This is a genomic window from Bradyrhizobium sp. GCM10028915 (assembly GCF_042666195.1).
Taxonomy (GTDB): Bacteria; Pseudomonadota; Alphaproteobacteria; order Rhizobiales; family Xanthobacteraceae; genus Bradyrhizobium; species Bradyrhizobium canariense_D.
Genome location: NZ_JBHTFN010000001.1, coordinates 177,118 through 193,542, shown reverse-complemented (window position 1 = coordinate 193,542; position 16,425 = coordinate 177,118). Strand labels below are relative to the sequence as shown.

The window sequence follows — 16,425 nt, the reverse complement described above, 5'->3', positions numbered from 1 at the left end:
TTGCTTTGGTTGCTGTTAAGAGGCGAAAATCACGTCCTCGCGCTGGCTGACATGCCAGGGAATGACCAGCTTCTCGATCCGGTCCACGATCCAGAACAGGATGACGCCGAGCAGCGCCAGGATCACGAGCGCTGCGAACATCGTGGGCAGGTCGAAGGTGCCGATCGAGCGCTGCATCACATAGCCGATGCCGGAATTGGAGCCGACGAACTCGCCGACGACGGCGCCGACCACGGCGAGCGTCACTGACACTTTGAGGCCGGAGAAGATCGCGGGCAGCGCATGCGGCAGGTTCACCGCGCAAAACACCTGGAAGCGGCTGCCCTGCATGGCGCGGGCGAGATCGACCATATCTGGATCGACCGATTTGAAGCCCTGCACGGCGGAGACCACCACCGGAAAGAAGCCGAGCAGGAACGCCGAAATCACTTTCGGAATGATGCCGAAGCCAAACCAGACTACGAACAGCGGCGCGATCGCGATCTTCGGCACGGATTGCGAGAACACCAGCAGCGGATAGACGTAGCTCTCCACCGTCTTGGAGCCCGCGATCAGCATCGCGATGGGGATGCCAAACAACGCCGAGAGCGCGAAACCGCAGACGGTGGCATAAGTCGTCGGCCAGGACTGGCGCAACAGTTCCGGCCAATCGGTGCGCAGCACCGCAATGACATCGCCCGGCGACGGGATCTGGTAGGCGGGAATCTTGAACAGCCGGATGGCGAGATCCCAGGCCACGACGATGAACACCAGGAACAAAAACGGCCGAATCCAGGCCGCATTCAGCATCTTGGACACCGCACTCTGCGGCTTCAGCTCAGCCACGTCTCACTCCCGGCAGTCTTGTTCGTTGGGCGAGAAATTAACCCGTTGGGTAAATACTGTCCAGCGGTTTTCCTGCGACGTTTTGGGCGGGTTCCGGGTGGCTTGAGGGACGCGTCGGCAGCGCCACGTCTTCGGTGTCATTCCCCGCGAAGGCGGGGAATCCAGTACGCCGCGACCCGTCGGCTCAACCAAAACCGTCTCGGAGTACTGGATCGTCCGGTCAAGCCGGACGATGACGGCTGAGTTCGGAGAAGCGCCGATAATCCATCGAGCTGTAGCGAGTTACACCGCTAAACCGTCTGCGCCACCGCAGCGCGCGACTTCGGCGCCTTCGTCATAGCTAACAGTGCGGCCGACTGCCCCGTCAGCGCTGCCAGCACGAGGCCGACCATGTGGTCCAGCCGCTCGTCCTTGGCGTCCTTGGCCAGCAAATCGCGACCGAAGATCACGCTAAGCGTCGCCGAGTTCGACAGATAGAAGAAGCAGAGTCCCGCGATCGAGATGTAGAGCTGGACAGGATCGACCGCGACCTTGAAGTCGCCGCCGGACACACCGCGCCGCACCACGGTGCCGATCATCTCGACGAAGGGCGAGTGCATCGACTTCACCTTGGTCGATTTCTTGAGATGCTTTGCGCGCGCGAGATTCTCGGTCTGGAGCAGCGACAGGAATTCGGGATTGCGCAGGAAATAATTCCAGGTGAACTCAATTAGGCGGCGGATGGCCTCGGGCGGATCGAGATGTTCGAGATCGAGCCCGCGCTCCTCGCTGCGGATCTTGTCATAGGCGCCTTCGAGCACCGCGAGATAGAGCTCGTCCTTGTTGCCGACGTGATAATACAGCATCCGCTTGTTGGCGCCGGCGTTGGCCGCGATGCGGTCGACGCGCGCACCGGCAAGCCCGTGCGCCGAGAATTCCTGCTTGGCGGCTTCGAGAATGCGCAGCCGCATCCCCTCGGGATCGCGCTGCCATTTCAGAGTTCGCTTTGCCGCTGCTTTCGCCAAACCGGTTGCTCGCTGGGTGCTATCAGGATGCCGTGTAACACGCGCTCGGCCCGCCGCATAGTTTCGTCATTGCGAGCGTAGCGACCCAATCCAGACTGCCACCACGGAGGCAGTCTGGGTTGCTTCGTCGCAAGAGCTCCTCGCAATGACGAGGGGAGGACTGAACCTCAATCCACCGGCTTCGACGAGCGCTCCAGCAGGACCGTCTGGGTGCCGCAGGTGCCGGTCCGCACCGTCATCACCCGCGTGCCCGGCTTGCGGCCGTTGCGCACGTCGCTGACGTCGAGGCCGGCGGCAATCAGGCGGGCGCGCGTGGCGTCGATATCGGCCACCCGCCAGCTCAGGCCCCAGAGGCGGTCATGCAGGGAATCGCCGCCCGCAACGGGGCGGCGCACCACCTCGACGACGAGATCGCCGCAGCGGAAGAACATCAGCTGGCCCCAATCCTGGTGCGAGCGGTCAAGCGCCAGATCGAGCCCGAGCCGCGCGCCATAGAGCGCGGCGGCGCGATCGGAGTCTTCGGTCGTGATCACGACGTGGTCGAGCGCATCGATCGGCGCGATATCGGTCGCCGGCGAAAGCGGACGCTCATCAGCCAGTTCGAGGAAGAACATGCGCACGCCGCGCGTGAGCTCCGTGGCGGCGCGCGTCCGCTTCCAGTGCAGGACCGCACCGCTCTCCGCATCGCTGCTTTCGACCTCGGCGACCGGATCCGGCTTGAGCGCCACCCGCTCCAGCCGCCGGTGCATTTTTCTCATGTCCGCGACACGAAAGCACAGGCTGGCGAGCACGCCTTCCTGGTCATCGAGCAGCGCGCGCATGCGGTCGGCGGCCACGCTGAAGCCGTTCGGCGCCATCAATTCGATCGTCATGTTCGCAAGAGTGAACAACACCCGGTCGGCGCCCTCGCCCGAGTTCTGCCAGGCCGGCGCGCGCCCGAGCAGCGTCTGATAGGCCGCCTTGGCCGCACCGATATCCCTGACCAGTGCGACGACGTGATCGAGGCCGGTGATCATGCTTCCCCCTGTTGAGCGGCCCGGAACCGTGGACCGAGAGACGGCGTTTGTCCGGGCTTGGCATTACCCGGTGATGGTCGTATTCCGGCCGCATGCCGACCTCAAGCACTCGCAGCGGCGGTTTTGCGAATAATTTCAGCGGTCCCGCGACGGAACCGGTGTTACAGTAAGCACGCCGGCCGGGACCACAAAGCGCATCACGGACAAGCAATGCAGGCTCTCTTCATCGGACAGACCTATATCGACGTCGTCTTCATCACCGACCACATGCCGACCGGCGACGAGAAGCACGTGGCCTCCGACTACGCGGTTTCCTTCGGCGGCAATGCGGTGACCGCGGCGTTCTGCTGCGCCAAGCTCGGCATCGTGCCCGATCTGATCGCCACCGCGGCCAATGACTGGCTCGGCCGCATGTTCATGGACATGTGCGCGAAATATGCGATTTCGCTCCATGGGCGGAAGGTCAATCAGTCCTCGCTGTCCTTCATCATGCCCAAGGACGGCAAGCGCGCCATCGTCCGCTGCCGCGACGACGACCACATCCATCCCTTCCCGATGCTCAATCTCGGCGGCTGCCGCGCGCTGCATGTCGACGGCCATCAGCCCGATGCCGCGATCCACTACGCAAAAGTCTGCCGCGAGGCCGGCATCTTGACCTCGCTCGACGGTGGCGGCCTGCGCACCAACACGCATGAGCTATTGGAATTCATCGACGTCGCGATCGTCGCCGAGCGCCTGTGCGAGCAGATGGATCTCACGCCGGAAAAGATGCTGGACTATCTCAAGAGCCGCGGCTGCAAGATCGGCGGCATCACCATGGGCGAGAAGGGCCTGCTCTGGTACGACGAGACCGGAACGGTGCAGGTGATGCCGGCGATGCCGATTCCGCGCGAGCGCGTGATCGACACCAACGGCGCCGGCGACGTCTTCCATGGCGCCTATGTCTATTCCTATCTCGCCCATCCCGGCAAAAGCTGGCGCGAGCATTTCGATTTTGCCCGGGCAGCCTCGACCTTCAAGATCCAGCGTCTTGGCAACGAAGCTGGCCTGCCGACTCTTGTCGACATCGCCAAGGTCAGGCACGAGTTCGAGGTTAGGGTCTAGCGCTCGCAGGGGTCTCTCATGGGGCGCGTCTTCGTCGCCGGCAGCATCAACATGGATGTGGTGGCGACAGCCGATCGCCATCCCAGGGTCGGCGAGACCGTCGCCGGCAAGCAGGTGCTGTATTTTCCGGGCGGCAAGGGCGCCAACCAGGCGGTGGCGGCGTCGCGGCTTGGCGCGCGGACCACGCTGATCGGCCGGCTGGGCAAGGATTCGTTCGGCGGTGAGCTGAGGACGTTCCTCGGCGCGCAAGGCATCGATCTCGGCGCGATCCGAGAGACGGCCGAGGCGCACACAGGCACGGCCATCATCACGGTGGCGGAGGCCGACAACACCATCGTCGTCATTCCCGGCAGCAATGCGCTTGTCGGCGTCGATGACGTCGCGGCCGTCCCGCTAGCCAAGGGCGACGTCGCGGTCAGCCAATTCGAGATCCCGCTGCCGACGATCGCCGCGTTCTTCCGGCGGGCTCGCGACATTGGCGCCACGACGCTGCTCAATCCGGCTCCGGCACAAACCATGTCGAGCGAATTGCTCGCGCTGATCGACATCCTCGTGCTGAACGAGACCGAGCTCGGCCTCCTCGCCGGCGTGGAGTTGTCCGACAGTGACGAGGCCGCGCGCATCCTCGACGTCGCACGAAAACTTCAGGCGCGCGAGGACCAGACCATCTGCGTGACCCTCGGCAAGCGCGGCGTGCTGGCGCTCGCGGGACGCGAGGAGATTTCGGTGCAAGGCCGCGTGGTGAAGGCGGTCGACACCACGGGCGCAGGCGATTGTTTTGTGGGAGCACTCGCGGCGCAACTCGCCGACGGCGTCGACTTGCGCGCAGCACTCGCCTTCGCCAATGCCGCCGCCTCGATCTCCGTGCAGCGCATGGGCGCGGGGCCGTCGATGCCGACGGCCGCGGAAGTCGCCGCCGTCCTCAATGCGAACTGATCACGCCAGCGCGCCCTTCAGGTCGAAACTTTCGTCGGCGGCATGCTCCGGCGTGATCGAGCGATCCAGGCCGAACAGGCGGCGGCCGAACATGTGGTCGCCGGCACGGTTGATCGATTCGATGCCGAGCAGATTGTCGCCCTTGTAGCAGAACGCCGAGAATGCCTTCCTGGTGGGATCGCCGCGCAGGACGACGCGGTCGTAGCCGGTGGTGAGGCCCGCGATCTGGAGCTTGTCCTCGCCCTGGTCGCTCCAGAACCAGGGATGGCTGTCATAGGCCTTGCGGTCGCCGGTCAGCCGCGCCGCGAGGCAGCGCGCGTGATCGGTGGCATTCTGCACCGATTCCAGCCGCTGCGATCCGCCGAAGCGCGGGCTGTTGAACAGCGCGCAATCGCCGATCGCCGAGATATCAGGATCGGCCGTCGAGAGATATTCGTCGACGATGATCCCGGCCGCGACCGGCAGCCCCGCCTCCGCCGCAAGCTCGATGTTCGGCAGCACGCCGACGCCGACCACGACAAGATCCGCCGGCAAATGCCTTCCGTCGCTCAAGGAGACGCCGGTGACCTTGCCGTCCTCCGCCTCGATCGCGGTTGCTTGCACGCCGAGGTGGATGCGGATGCCGGCCTCGCGATGCCGCGCCTGAAAATACTCCGACACCTCAGCCGTCACCGCGCGCGCCATCACGCGCGGGGCGAGTTCGAGCACGTCGACCTCTAGCCCCTTGATGCGCGCGGTGGCCGCGAATTCGAGGCCGATGAAGCCGGCGCCGATCACCACGACCCGCGTCTTTGACGGCATGATCTGCCGCAGCGCCTCGCTGTCGTCGAGGATGCGCAGATATTTCACGTCGGGAAGGTTCGCATTGGGCAGATCGAGCAGCCGGTTGCGGGCGCCGGTCGCCAGCACGAGGTGGCCGTAGGGCAGCGTCCTGCCCGAGGCGAGCAGCACCTTGCGCCCCGCACGGTCGATCGACACGGCGCGGCCCGCGACCAGCTCGATGCTCTGGTCCTGGTAGAATTTCTCCGGCCGGAACATCAGGCTCTCCGGCCCGGCGGTCCCCTTGATGTAAGCCTTGGACAAAGGCGGCCGCTGATAGGGCAGATGCGCCTCGTCGTTGATCAGGCAGATAGCAGCGGAAAATCCCGCCTGACGCAGCGATGCCGCCACCTGGTAGCCGCCATGGCCGGCACCGATAATGACCACCGGACCGTCCGTCATTGGACAGCCCATTTCCGCAAGACACGAGCGTCACCCATGTCGTCTCCTCTCGCGCTGATTTTGGCTTGCTTGCCCAGGAGGAGCCGGCGCTCGTGTCCGTCCCTGACGAAGGCAGGTCCATTTGAACCTATCGTTCCGGCTTGCGCAAGGGCGCCTGCCGGGGATTGTCACCCCTCGCCTTCTGCGATTTAGTCGCACGAACGACCTCATGCCGGGGATTTCAAGATGCCAGCTCCCGTCTCCCAGCCCGACGATCCCGCCTTGCTGCGGATCGACGGGCCGATCGCGACCATCACGCTCAACCGGCCCGCCGCGTTCAACTCGATCAATCTGGCGATTGCACAACAGCTCGAACAGCTCGCGGCTTACATTGAGGGCGCCGACGACATCAGGGTCGTGGTCCTCGAAGGCGAAGGCCGCGCCTTCTCGGCTGGCGGCGATCTGCAGACGATCGGCGCCGCCGCCGAAGCGGGCACGGTGACGCCGGTCGTCGGCGAGCTGTTGAAGCACTATCACGCCTTCATCGAGATCCTCCGGCGCATGCCGAAGGTCTCGCTGTCCAGCGTGCACGGCTCGGCGGCCGGCGCCGGCATGGGCCTCGCCTTCGTCACCGATCTCTGCATCGCCGCCGAGGATGCCAAATTCACGCCGGCCTATGCCAAGATCGGCGTCTCGCCGGATGGCGGATCTACGGTCGGCATCGTCAACACGGTCGGCTCCCGCCGCGCGCTGCAGATTTTCCTGGCCGAGGATAATTTTACCGCGCAGCAGGCCCATGAATGGGGTCTGGTTGCGAAGCTCGTTCCCGCCGCCGAGTTGAAGGCGGCAACGCGAACCCTCGCCGAGCGGCTGGCGCAGAACCCGCTCGCCGCGATTGCCGGCACCAAGTCGCTGGTCTACCAGGCCGCCACGACCCCGGTGAAGCAGCAGCTCGACGCCGAGGAGCACAAGATCATCATGGCGATGAACACTGCGGAGTTTCGAACCGCCGTGAAGAAATTCACCAGCAAGAGCAAGTAGCGTTCACTCGAGCAGGCTTACTTGGGACAGATATAGCCCGTGCCCGCCGGCGACTTGAAGCATCCGACCGATTCCGGCAGCACTTTCTGCGGCAGCCACAGCACCACACTCGGGAAATAGATCGCAAACGCGATCGTCCCGAGGAACACCAGATAGATCGGCAAAGCGGCGCGTAGCGCCTTTGCGAAACTGACGCCGACGAATTTCGAGGCCATCAGCAGCACCAAGCCGTAAGGCGGCGTGATCAGGCCGAAGGCGAGCGTGGCGATCAGCACCACGCCCATATGCACGGCGTTGATGTCGCCGGCTTCCGTCAGTGTGTTGACCAGCGGCATGAAAATGATGATGGTCGGCACCGGTTCGATGAAATCGCCGACCACCGTGAACAGCAGTACCATCAGCAGCATGATCAGATGCGGATCGTTGCCGGCGAGCGAGGTGATGACTTCGGCGATGTAGCTTGCACCGCGCAAATAGGCAAGCATCCAGCCGAACGCATTGGCGGCGCCGATCGTGATCAGCGGCAGCGAGAAGATCAGGCCGGCGAGACAGAAATCGTACGGAATCTTCCTGATATGCCCGCGGTTGAGCGCTGGGATCACGACGACGACAATCCAGACCACGGCGACGACACCGGCTTCCGTCGGCGTGAACCAGCCGGTCAGGATGCCCCCCAACAGGATCACCGGAATCATCAGCGGCAGCGCCGCATCGCCGGCCGCGAACACCACCTGCCGCAGCGGCGCGCGCGGCTTGCGCAGGCCGGACGGGCCGAAGAAATAGCAATAGATCATCAACCCGAAGCCGATCATCAGGCCCGGCACGACGCCTGCCATGAACAGGCCGGCGATCGAGACATTGCCGACGGCGCCATAGACCACCGCGGTGATGCTCGGCGGCACCAGCGCCGCGATGGTCGATGCGGATGCGATGATCGCGGCGATGAAGGCGGGCTCGTAACCCTCGCGCTTCATCGGGCCGCCCAGAGCGCGGCTCATCACAGCGACGTCGGCCGTGGTCGAGCCCGACATTTCCGAGAAGAACATACTGAAGACGACCACGACCTGCGACAGGCCGCCTCTGATGTGGCCAACGAGGGACACCGAGAGGTTGGCTATTCGAACCACCACATTGGCCGAGCTCATGAGCTCGCCGACCAGCAGGAAGAACGGGATCGCCAGCAGCGCCTCGGAATCGACGCCGTCGAAGACTTTTTGGATGATCGCGGCGAGCGAGACGTCCGACAGCAGCGCGCCGATGAAGACGCCGGCCATCAGCGAGAACGGCACGGGCACGCCGAGATAGCCGAACGACAGGAAGCAGACCGTCATCAACGCCAGAACAAGGGGTGCGCTCACGGCTGCGCCCTCATCTGCGCGTCGGTGATAACAGGCGCCCCGTCATCCTCTTCGGGCGGCTCGGGGTGGTCAAAGCCGTTGCGCAGACCGTTGACGAGCTGCTCGATGGTGAACAGGCCGATCAGCACGCCCGACAGAGGGATGATCGCGTAGAGCGAGGCGATCGGCGTGCCCGACGGCAGGCGGAAACTGCCGAAGCCGCGAAGATAGTTCTGATAGCCGTACACGATCAGGCCGAAGGCGACGCCGAGCACCACGATCCGGATGATGACTTCGACGATCAGACGCGGCGTGCCGTGCATCGCCTCGGAGATCGCGGTGAGATAGAGGTGGTCGTTGCGCCGGGTCGCAGCCGCGGTCCCGACGAAGATCGCATAGATGAACAGCGTCGAGGTCACTTCCTGGAGCCACAGCCAGGGATGGCCGATGGTGCGGGTGACGATGTCGGCGGTCACCGATAGCGAGAAGCCGAAGCAGAGCACGCCGCAGAGGATCATCAGCGCAAGCTCGAGCCAATCGAGCCCGCGCCATTTGAGGTGACGTTGGCGTTCCACCAGCAGTTTGTCGGCGATGGTCATCACTATCCCCGTCGTCCCGGCGAAAGCCGCGACCCATACCCCCAGCTGCGTGTGGCCAAAGCAAGCTGGCGGCTATCCTGCCCCAAGCTCCGCCGCGGCGTATGGGTCCCGGCTTTCGCCGGGACGACGCGGAGGCAACGGTACGCGGCCTAGTTGATCGAGCGGATCAAATCCTTGATCTTCTCGGCGTGCGGGCCGAGCTCCTTGGCGAGCTTGTCGAGATAGGGATCGGCGGTCGCCGTGAAGGTCTTCTTGTCGACGTTGTCGACGATCTTCACGCCCATCTTCTTCAGCTTCTCTGCCGCGGTGCGTTCGAGGTCGAAGGCCTTCTGCGGCTCCTTGGAGCTGACCTCGTTCCCCGCCGCCTGGACCCATCCCTTCTGCTCGGCCGACAGGCTCTGCCAGAGCTTGTCCGAGATGAACACCAGCGCGTTGTTGGCTTCGTGCTCGGTGATATTCAGGACCGGCGCGACCTCGTAGTGCTTGTTGACGAGGTAGACATTGATGCTGTTCTCGGCGACGTCGACGACGCCGGTCTGCAGGCTCGTGTAGACGCTGCCGAACGGCATGTGCACGGTCTGGGCGCCGTAGGCCGGGAACATGGTGTCCTCGGTCGCAGTCGCCTGCACCCGGATCTTCAGGCCCTTGATGTCGCCGACATTGTGGATCTCCCTCTTCGAGTACATGTGGCGCACGCCCTGCGACCCCGTCGCGATCACATGCAGGCCCTGCGTGGTCTCGTCGATCATGGTCTTGAGCGCCTCGAACACTTTTGGATCGGCCAGACCCTTGACCACGTGGTTCTCGTCGCGGAACAGGAAGTGCAACGACATCACGCCCGCTTGCGGCGAGATCGTCGCGGTGTTCGCCGAGGAGATGATCGAGAACTCGACGTCGCCCGCCTTCACGAGCTGGAGCACCTGCGGCTCCTGCCCGAGCTGCGCGCCCGGATATTGATCGATGATCATGGTGCCTTTGCTCAATTCCTTGAGCTTTTCGGCAAAGAGGTCGCCCGCGATGGAGTAGCCGGTATTGCGCGGCTGGTCGTAGGCGAAGCGATAATGCTTCACCTCCTGCGCAGATGCGCCCGTGACGAACAGGATTGCGGCCGTTGCCGCCAGCCGATGTAAGAATCTTGGCATGGATCGTGCGATCATCGTTTCCCCCTGTTTTAACGCCCGCCGCTTTAGCGGTCTGGGCTACGCTTCCGGGTGGTTGGTCACCCTCTCTTAGTTTTCTGCTCAGTCTTCTTCCCAGTCCTCTGCATGAAATCGAAATCGCAGCCCTCGTCGGCCTGCATGATGGTCTCGTTGAACAGCCACGCATAGCCGCGCCGCGCCTCATCCGGCGCAGCCGCGGGCTTCAATGCCGTACGCCGCCGTTCCAGCTCGGTAGCATCCACCAGAAGCTCGATGCTGCGCTTGGCGACGTCGAGTCGGATCATGTCGCCGTTCTTCACCAGCGCCAGCGGGCCGCCGACGGCGGATTCCGGAGTGATGTGCAGCACGATGGTGCCGAATGCGGTGCCGCTCATGCGCGCATCCGAAATGCGCACCATGTCCTTGGTCCCAGCGCGCGCGAGCTTCTTCGGGATCGGCAGATAGCCCGCCTCCGGCATGCCGGGCGCGCCCTTGGGGCCGGCGTTGCGCAGCACCAGCACGTCATCGGCCGTGACGTCGAGATCGGGATCGTCCACCCGCAGCGTCATATCCTCGACGGATTCGAACACCACCGCACGGCCCGTGTGTTGCAGCAGCTTTGGGCTCGCGGCGGATTGCTTGATGACTGCGCCGCGCGGCGCGAGATTGCCGTGCAGGACGGCGAGGCCGCCTTCCTTCTTGATCGGATTGTCCCGCGGACGGATCGCGTCCTGGCCGGGCACGTCTTCCGCGTTCGCCGCGATATCGCGCAGCGTCTGGCCGGTGATCGTCTTGGCATCGAGATCGACGAGATCGCCGAGTTGCGCCAGCAGTTTCGGCACGCCGCCGGCGTGATGGAAATGCTCCATGTAATGCTCGCCGGACGGCTTGAGATCGACCAGCACCGGCACCTCGCGGCCAATCTGGTCGAACACCCCGAGGTCGAGCCGGTGTGGCGAACGATGTGCCATCGCGGTCAAATGGATCAGGCCGTTGGTCGAGCCGCCGATCGCCTGGAGCACGACCTGGGCATTCTTAAAAGATGCCGGCGTCAGCACCTCGCTCGGCTTCGGACCTTTGGTCTTGGCCATCTCGGCGGCCACCCTGCCGCTCGCCTCGGCAAGGCGAAAGCGCTCCGCATGCGGGGCGGGAATCGTCGCGCTCATCGGCAGCGACAGGCCCATGGCCTCGATCATGCAGGCCATGGTGGAGGCGGTGCCCATCACCATGCAGGTGCCGACCGACGGCGCAAGGCGGCCGTTCACCGCCTCGATCTCGACATCATCCATTTCGCCGGCGCGATACTTGCCCCAGAGGCGACGGCAATCGGTGCAGGCGCCCAGCACCTCGCCCTTGTGATGACCAACCACCATGGGGCCAACGGGGATGACCACCGTCGGCAGGTCGGCGCTGATCGCCGCCATCACCTGCGCAGGAAGAGTCTTGTCGCAGCCGCCGATGACGATCACCGAATCCATCGGCTGCGCGCGGATCATCTCCTCGGTGTCCATCGCCATCAGATTGCGCAGATACATCGAGGTCGGATGCGCAAAACTCTCCGCGATCGAGATCGTCGGGAACACGAACGGCATCGCGCCCGACAGCATCACGCCGCGCTTGGCGGCCTCGATGATCTGCGGGACGTTGCCGTGGCAGGGATTGTAGTCGCTATAGGTGTTGGTGATGCCGACGATCGGACGCTCCAGCGCGTCGTCGGAATAGCCCATGGCCTTGATGAACGCCTTGCGCAGGAACAGCGAGAAGCCGGCATCGCCATAGCTCGTCAGCCCTTTGCGCAACCCACTCGTCATCATACCACTCCCATTACCGGGTCATTGTCCTACAGATTGCCCCTTGATTGTCAATAAGACAGACGTTAAACCTGCCATTTACCCGTGTTGCGCGCTGGTGGGAGACCAGATTATTGACAATCAGGGCCTTCCCTGCTCCACAGGACGAACCGGCCAAGCGCCGGGAGGCCGAGGGCATGTCCGACATTCACATCGCAGACGCCACGATGGTCCGGCGCGACGATCCGGACGACATCGTCGCGCGGCTCGAAGAGGACATCATCTTCGGCCGACTTGCGCCAGGCGCGCGCCTCACAGAGGACGCGCTGATGTCGGCTTACGGCACTTCGCGCCATTTCGTGCGGCAGGCCTTGGTGGATGCGGAGCGCCGGGGCATCGTCCGCCGCGAGAAGAATGTCGGCGCCACCGTGCGGTTTTACTCGGCCGAAGAGGTCCGGCAGATCTACGAGGTCCGGGAGATGCTGACCCGGCAGGCGGCGCTGATGATCCCCCTGCCCGCACAGCAAGGCCTGATCGACGAGCTCTCTGCATTGCAGCGGCAATATTGCGCGAGAGCGGATTTGCAGGACCTGCGCGGCATCCATGAAGCCAACGACGCCTTCCACCTCGCGCTGTTCTCGGCCTGCGGCAATCCATATCTGGTGCGCTCGCTGCAGCACTACATGAACCTGACCCTGCCGATGCGCGCCAAGAATCTCGCCGACAGCGACGGGCTGGCACAATCGCGCCGCCAGCACGAGCTCATGATCGAGCTGTTGAAGGGCCGCGACAGCTGGGCGCTGGCGCAGCTGTGTGTGGATCACATGCAGTTCAGCAAGAAGGATTACCTGGCGCGGATTGGGGATGAGCGAGCCGAACAGGAGGGCCCGCGTTCATAGATGGGAGACGTTCGCTTCTCGCGGTGGTGCAGTTCACGCGGTAAGGGCGCGCTGGATTACCCGCAATTGCAGGCCGCACGAGCCCATTCGGGCAATAACGCCCGCAGTCCACAACTTCCGGGGAACCTATGGTCGGCTTGGTACTTGGTCTTGCACCAATCCCCCACCATAGGAGCTGCCATGATTTGCCGTTTAGTCGGAGCCGCCGCTGTTGCCGTCGCCGTCCTGCTTCCCGTAACGACCCAGGCCCAGGGCGTTCCCGGAGGCGTCGAACGCGGTGCGCGGGATGGTGAGCGAGCGGCAGGGCCTGTCGGTGCAGTTGTGGGTGGCGTCGTCGGCGGAGTCGTTGGCGGCGTGGCGGGAGTCCTTGGTGTCGATCAACGTCCTCGCTTTCACTCCTACGTCGTCGAACAGCGGCGGCCCTCATATCAGTACCGCGAGGATGTGAGAGTCGGGGCGGTTCTTCCGGAAGAGGGCGTGACCTATTACGAGGTGCCGCCCGAGTACGGCGCCCGTGAGTATCGTTACACGGTGGTGAACGGTCGCACGGTTCTGGTCGAACCGCGAACCCACCGGATCGTTGAGATCGTCGAATAACAACCAAGGGGCCGTCTTTCGAGACGGCCCTTTCGTTTGCGCAGATCTGAATCCCTCAAGTCCAGGTTCAGTACCGCCTCAGCAGACCGCGATCCACGCTGGCATCGCCATAGTCGGCGCATGCTCTCTTCGGGTTTCTGATCAGATCGGTCCGGACGCGCCTGAACGTTTTGCCGGCAGCGTCGGACACTTCGGGGCGGAATTTACCGGGATCGGAGCTCTCGCCATCGCGGGCCTTGATGGCTGCAGCATAGGCGTCGATCATCGCCATCGCGGCATCCGTGCTGCCGAGAAGTCGGGCGCCGAGCTGTACACTGCCGGCACCATCGACCTCGTAGCCGACACATCGTTGTTCGAGCACCGCGGATGCGGTGACGAGCTGGTCGAGAAACGTCGCCTCGGCGTCGCCGAGCATCGCGGCCCGCGCCGGTCCCGACATGAACAGCGTGAGCAGTACGGCGGCTGGCAATTCGATTTTCATTGTCCTGACTCGCGCTGCCGCCGTTGAGCCGTGATCGAGGCACCGATTGCCGAATTGCGGTCTCGCAAAATCGAGAGCCAGACGGCCAGAGCAACGTTGATCTGGATCAATGGCCGGAACGGCCAAAGCGAGGCTCAGGCCTTTGCGTCGCTCGCCCCGTGTGAATCGAGGCACCGCGCTGGGACGGACACTAAAACTGTTTGTCAAGCCATCGAAATTTCGCAGAGCCGGAAATAAATATGGGCCGGGCTCCGGCGCCACGTCGCGCGTCCTCCTCCACTCCCTCCCAAATGAAATGCCATGACCGAACAAACCCTGACGGAGCCGATCGCCGAGCGGCAAGCGCCATCCCGAGGCTTCTCGCGCTACCAGGCGATCCTCGTTGCGCTGCTGGCGCTGGTCCAGTTCACGATCATCATCGATTTCATGATCATGTCGCCGCTCGGCGCCATCATGATGCCGGCGCTTGATATTTCGGCCGCTCAGTTCGGCGTGGCGGTCTCGGCCTATGCGTTCAGCGCGGGGATTTCCGGCATCCTGGCGGCCGGCTTTGCCGACCGGTTTGATCGCAAGCGGCTGCTGTTGTTCTTCTACGCCGGCTTCACCCTTGGCACGATGCTGTGCGCGATCGCGCCCAACTATCATCTGTTGCTGCTGGGGCGGATCGTGACCGGCCTGTTCGGCGGCGTGATCGGCTCGGTCGTGCTCGCCATCGTCACCGATTTGTTCACGCTTCAATTGCGCGGCCGCGTCATGGGTTTCGTGCAAACCGCCTTCGCGGCAAGCCAGGTGCTAGGCATCCCGGCCGGTCTTTTTCTCGCCAACCAGTGGAATTGGCACGTCGCGTTCGGCGCACTGGTCGGCCTGTCGGTGATCGGGATGGCCGCCGTGATGTTCCTGATGAAGCCGGTGAACGGCCATCTCGCGCTGAAGCAGGATCGAAATCCGTTCCGGCATCTGATCGCAACGGTCTCGCAGCCGCGTTATTGGATGGCGTTTTCGGTGACGACCCTGCTGGCGACCGGCGGCTACATGCTGATGCCGTTCGGCAGCGCCTACACCGTGCACAATCTCGGCATCGACATCGTGCATCTGCCGACGATCTATCTCGTCTCCGGCCTGTTCAGCATTGTCATCGGCCCGCTGGTGGGACGCGCGAGCGATGCCTTCGGCAAATACCCCACCTTCGTCTTCGGCAGCGCCATGTCCATCGTGATGGTGCTGATCTACACCCATCTCGGCGAGGTGAGCCTGACGGTCGCGATCCTGGTCAACGTCCTGATGTTCGTCGGCATCTTCTCCCGCATGATTCCGTCGCAGGCGTTGATTTCGGCAATCCCCGAGCCGGCGCAACGCGGCTCCTTCAGCGCGGTCGGCGCGTCGCTGCAACAGCTCTCCGGCGGGCTCGGCTCCGTGCTCGCCGCCGCACTCATCGCGCAGGACGCCGACGGTACGCTCCGGCATTTCGACCGGCTGGGATACGTCGTCGTGACGACGGCGGTGATTTCCCTGATCCTGATGTACTTTGTACAGAGGCCCGTCGCGGCCCAGGCCGGCAAACACGTTGTCTAGGGCGTCGATTCTGACGCCCTGGATTTGCGAATGAGCTCCTACCGCTTATTCCAGTCGATGATGCGGCTCGCATCGCCGTCGAACTCGTTGCTGCAGAACGCGCCGCCCTGATAGTGATCGCCGACCGGATCGGGCTTCAGCTTGGCCTGCTCGGCCATCGCATGCGCCACATGATCCTCGGAGCGCCCCGTGGGACGGTAGCCGAACTCGTAGGCGCGGTGGTTGTCCCACCAGGCACGTTCGTTCAGGGACACGCCGTAGAAGATCTCGAAATGAATGTCGGGATGCTCGAGCCCGATCTGACAGAGCTGCACCAGATCTTCCGGCTTCAGCCAGATCGAGATCCGGCGATGGTCCAGCGGCACGTCGCCGAAATTGCCAATGCGAAGGCATGTCACCTTCAGGCCGTGCTTGTCGGCATAGAGAGCCCCGACCGCTTCTCCGAACACCTTGCTGACGCCGTAGCGGCCGTCGGGGTGCGGGGTCACGTCGGTGCCGATCTTGTGGTGGCGCGGATAGAATCCGACGGCATGGTTCGAGGAGGCGAACACCACGCGCTTGACGCCCTTGCGGTACGCGGCCTCGAACAAATTGTAGCCGCCGATGATGTTGGCCTGGAGGATGTCGTTCCAGGGACCTTCGACCGAATAGCCGCCGAAATGGATGATGCCGTCGACGCCCTCGCAGATCGCCTCGCACTGCGCCAGGTCAGAGAGGTCCGCAGCCTTGAATTGCTCGTTGGGGCCGAGATCGGCCGGCGCGCGGATGTCGCTGAGCAGCAGGTCCGGATAGATCGGCGGCAACAGTTTTCGCAGGCGCGTTCCGATCCCGCCCGAAGCTCCCGTCATCAAGATACGCGGCATGTCTTTCCTCGCCTTTGGCAAC

16 protein-coding genes are annotated in these 16,425 nt (G+C 63.9%); 6 read left to right on the top strand and 10 right to left on the bottom strand.

The features are described 5' to 3' along the window. Window positions 1-15 precede the first annotated feature (15 nt). The 3 genes from ACFQX9_RS00870 to ACFQX9_RS00860 all read right to left on the bottom strand — a co-directional run bounded on the left by ACFQX9_RS00870 (window position 16) and on the right by ACFQX9_RS00860 (window position 2,845). Window positions 16-825: an ABC transporter permease gene (locus ACFQX9_RS00870; protein WP_007593901.1), complete on the bottom strand. Its 810-nt coding sequence runs from the start codon at window positions 823-825 to the stop codon at window positions 16-18. 290 nt (window positions 826-1,115) lie between these two features. Further along, window positions 1,116-1,775 carry a TetR/AcrR family transcriptional regulator gene (locus tag ACFQX9_RS00865; RefSeq protein ID WP_018457063.1) on the bottom strand — a complete coding sequence of 220 codons (660 nt, stop codon included), beginning with the start codon at window positions 1,773-1,775 and terminating at the stop codon, window positions 1,116-1,118. Window positions 1,776-1,996: 221 nt separating this feature from the next. After that, window positions 1,997-2,845: a VOC family protein gene (locus ACFQX9_RS00860; RefSeq protein WP_018457064.1), complete on the bottom strand. Its 849-nt coding sequence runs from the start codon at window positions 2,843-2,845 to the stop codon at window positions 1,997-1,999. A 210-nt stretch (window positions 2,846-3,055) separates the two neighbouring features. On the opposite strand from ACFQX9_RS00860, the gene ACFQX9_RS00855 reads away from it, so the two are divergent. Beyond that, window positions 3,056-3,949 (top strand): sugar kinase, encoded by an 894-nt coding sequence (locus tag ACFQX9_RS00855; RefSeq protein ID WP_007593904.1) that lies wholly within the window; start codon window positions 3,056-3,058, stop codon window positions 3,947-3,949. A gap of 18 nt (window positions 3,950-3,967) precedes the next feature. Next, window positions 3,968-4,885 (top strand): ribokinase, encoded by a 918-nt coding sequence (locus ACFQX9_RS00850; protein WP_018457065.1) that lies wholly within the window; start codon window positions 3,968-3,970, stop codon window positions 4,883-4,885. On the opposite strand, the gene ACFQX9_RS00845 is transcribed toward ACFQX9_RS00850, so the two are convergent. After that, window positions 4,886-6,106, bottom strand: coding sequence for an NAD(P)/FAD-dependent oxidoreductase (locus ACFQX9_RS00845; protein WP_247375567.1), 1,221 nt, complete (start codon window positions 6,104-6,106; stop codon window positions 4,886-4,888). It abuts the gene before it with no gap. Window positions 6,107-6,331: 225 nt separating this feature from the next. On the opposite strand from ACFQX9_RS00845, the gene ACFQX9_RS00840 reads away from it, so the two are divergent. Continuing rightward, window positions 6,332-7,126 (top strand): enoyl-CoA hydratase/isomerase family protein, encoded by a 795-nt coding sequence (locus ACFQX9_RS00840; protein ID WP_018457067.1) that lies wholly within the window; start codon window positions 6,332-6,334, stop codon window positions 7,124-7,126. A gap of 17 nt (window positions 7,127-7,143) precedes the next feature. On the opposite strand, the gene ACFQX9_RS00835 is transcribed toward ACFQX9_RS00840, so the two are convergent. From ACFQX9_RS00835 to ACFQX9_RS00820, 4 genes are all read right to left on the bottom strand, one after another. Next, entirely contained in the window at window positions 7,144-8,484 is a 1,341-nt protein-coding gene (locus ACFQX9_RS00835) for a TRAP transporter large permease (protein WP_354263554.1), read from the bottom strand. Next, window positions 8,481-9,062 (bottom strand): TRAP transporter small permease, encoded by a 582-nt coding sequence (locus ACFQX9_RS00830; protein ID WP_377786078.1) that lies wholly within the window; start codon window positions 9,060-9,062, stop codon window positions 8,481-8,483. Before ACFQX9_RS00830 ends, ACFQX9_RS00835 begins: the two co-directional genes overlap by 4 nt. A gap of 149 nt (window positions 9,063-9,211) precedes the next feature. After that, the gene (locus tag ACFQX9_RS00825; RefSeq protein WP_377786076.1) at window positions 9,212-10,219 is read right to left on the bottom strand and encodes a TRAP transporter substrate-binding protein; all 1,008 of its coding nucleotides are present in this window, start codon (window positions 10,217-10,219) and stop codon (window positions 9,212-9,214) included. A 62-nt stretch (window positions 10,220-10,281) separates the two neighbouring features. Continuing rightward, complete coding sequence (locus ACFQX9_RS00820) at window positions 10,282-12,012, bottom strand: IlvD/Edd family dehydratase (RefSeq protein WP_247394460.1); 1,731 nt, start codon at window positions 12,010-12,012, stop codon at window positions 10,282-10,284. A 176-nt stretch (window positions 12,013-12,188) separates the two neighbouring features. On the opposite strand from ACFQX9_RS00820, the gene ACFQX9_RS00815 reads away from it, so the two are divergent. Both ACFQX9_RS00815 and ACFQX9_RS00810 read left to right on the top strand, forming a co-directional pair. Next, window positions 12,189-12,890, top strand: a complete 702-nt coding sequence (locus ACFQX9_RS00815) for a GntR family transcriptional regulator (protein WP_377786074.1) — start codon at window positions 12,189-12,191, stop codon at window positions 12,888-12,890. A 180-nt stretch (window positions 12,891-13,070) separates the two neighbouring features. Continuing rightward, window positions 13,071-13,487 (top strand): DUF1236 domain-containing protein, encoded by a 417-nt coding sequence (locus tag ACFQX9_RS00810; RefSeq protein WP_026233295.1) that lies wholly within the window; start codon window positions 13,071-13,073, stop codon window positions 13,485-13,487. Window positions 13,488-13,554: 67 nt separating this feature from the next. Here the strand turns inward: ACFQX9_RS00810 and ACFQX9_RS00805 are convergent, their stop codons facing one another. Next, entirely contained in the window at window positions 13,555-13,968 is a 414-nt protein-coding gene (locus ACFQX9_RS00805) for a hypothetical protein (protein ID WP_085352135.1), read from the bottom strand. 300 nt (window positions 13,969-14,268) lie between these two features. Here ACFQX9_RS00805 and ACFQX9_RS00800 point away from each other — a divergent pair, with 300 nt between their 5' ends. Further along, on the top strand, window positions 14,269-15,540 hold the full coding sequence (locus tag ACFQX9_RS00800; RefSeq protein WP_085352134.1) for an MFS transporter: 1,272 nt from the start codon (window positions 14,269-14,271) through the stop codon (window positions 15,538-15,540). 38 nt (window positions 15,541-15,578) lie between these two features. Here the strand turns inward: ACFQX9_RS00800 and ACFQX9_RS00795 are convergent, their stop codons facing one another. Beyond that, a complete protein-coding gene (locus ACFQX9_RS00795; protein ID WP_085352133.1) occupies window positions 15,579-16,403 on the bottom strand; it encodes an NAD(P)-dependent oxidoreductase in 825 nt (274 codons plus the stop codon). Window positions 16,404-16,425: the final 22 nt, after the last annotated feature.

Excerpts from the sequence above, each read along its gene's own strand:
- ACFQX9_RS00800 (WP_085352134.1), top strand. The coding sequence starts at position 14,269 with ATGACCGAACAAACCCTGACGGAGCCGATCGCCGAGCGGCAAGCGCCA.
- ACFQX9_RS00860 (WP_018457064.1), bottom strand. The coding sequence starts at position 2,845 with ATGATCACCGGCCTCGATCACGTCGTCGCACTGGTCAGGGATATCGGT.
- ACFQX9_RS00845 (WP_247375567.1), bottom strand. The coding sequence starts at position 6,106 with ATGACGGACGGTCCGGTGGTCATTATCGGTGCCGGCCATGGCGGCTAC.
- ACFQX9_RS00805 (WP_085352135.1), bottom strand. The coding sequence starts at position 13,968 with ATGAAAATCGAATTGCCAGCCGCCGTACTGCTCACGCTGTTCATGTCG.
- ACFQX9_RS00850 (WP_018457065.1), top strand. The coding sequence starts at position 3,968 with ATGGGGCGCGTCTTCGTCGCCGGCAGCATCAACATGGATGTGGTGGCG.
- ACFQX9_RS00830 (WP_377786078.1), bottom strand. The coding sequence starts at position 9,062 with ATGACCATCGCCGACAAACTGCTGGTGGAACGCCAACGTCACCTCAAA.
- ACFQX9_RS00855 (WP_007593904.1), top strand. The coding sequence starts at position 3,056 with ATGCAGGCTCTCTTCATCGGACAGACCTATATCGACGTCGTCTTCATC.
- ACFQX9_RS00825 (WP_377786076.1), bottom strand. The coding sequence starts at position 10,219 with ATGATCGCACGATCCATGCCAAGATTCTTACATCGGCTGGCGGCAACG.
- ACFQX9_RS00865 (WP_018457063.1), bottom strand. The coding sequence starts at position 1,775 with ATGCGGCTGCGCATTCTCGAAGCCGCCAAGCAGGAATTCTCGGCGCAC.
- ACFQX9_RS00795 (WP_085352133.1), bottom strand. The coding sequence starts at position 16,403 with ATGCCGCGTATCTTGATGACGGGAGCTTCGGGCGGGATCGGAACGCGC.
- ACFQX9_RS00840 (WP_018457067.1), top strand. The coding sequence starts at position 6,332 with ATGCCAGCTCCCGTCTCCCAGCCCGACGATCCCGCCTTGCTGCGGATC.
- ACFQX9_RS00820 (WP_247394460.1), bottom strand. The coding sequence starts at position 12,012 with ATGACGAGTGGGTTGCGCAAAGGGCTGACGAGCTATGGCGATGCCGGC.
- ACFQX9_RS00815 (WP_377786074.1), top strand. The coding sequence starts at position 12,189 with ATGTCCGACATTCACATCGCAGACGCCACGATGGTCCGGCGCGACGAT.
- ACFQX9_RS00810 (WP_026233295.1), top strand. The coding sequence starts at position 13,071 with ATGATTTGCCGTTTAGTCGGAGCCGCCGCTGTTGCCGTCGCCGTCCTG.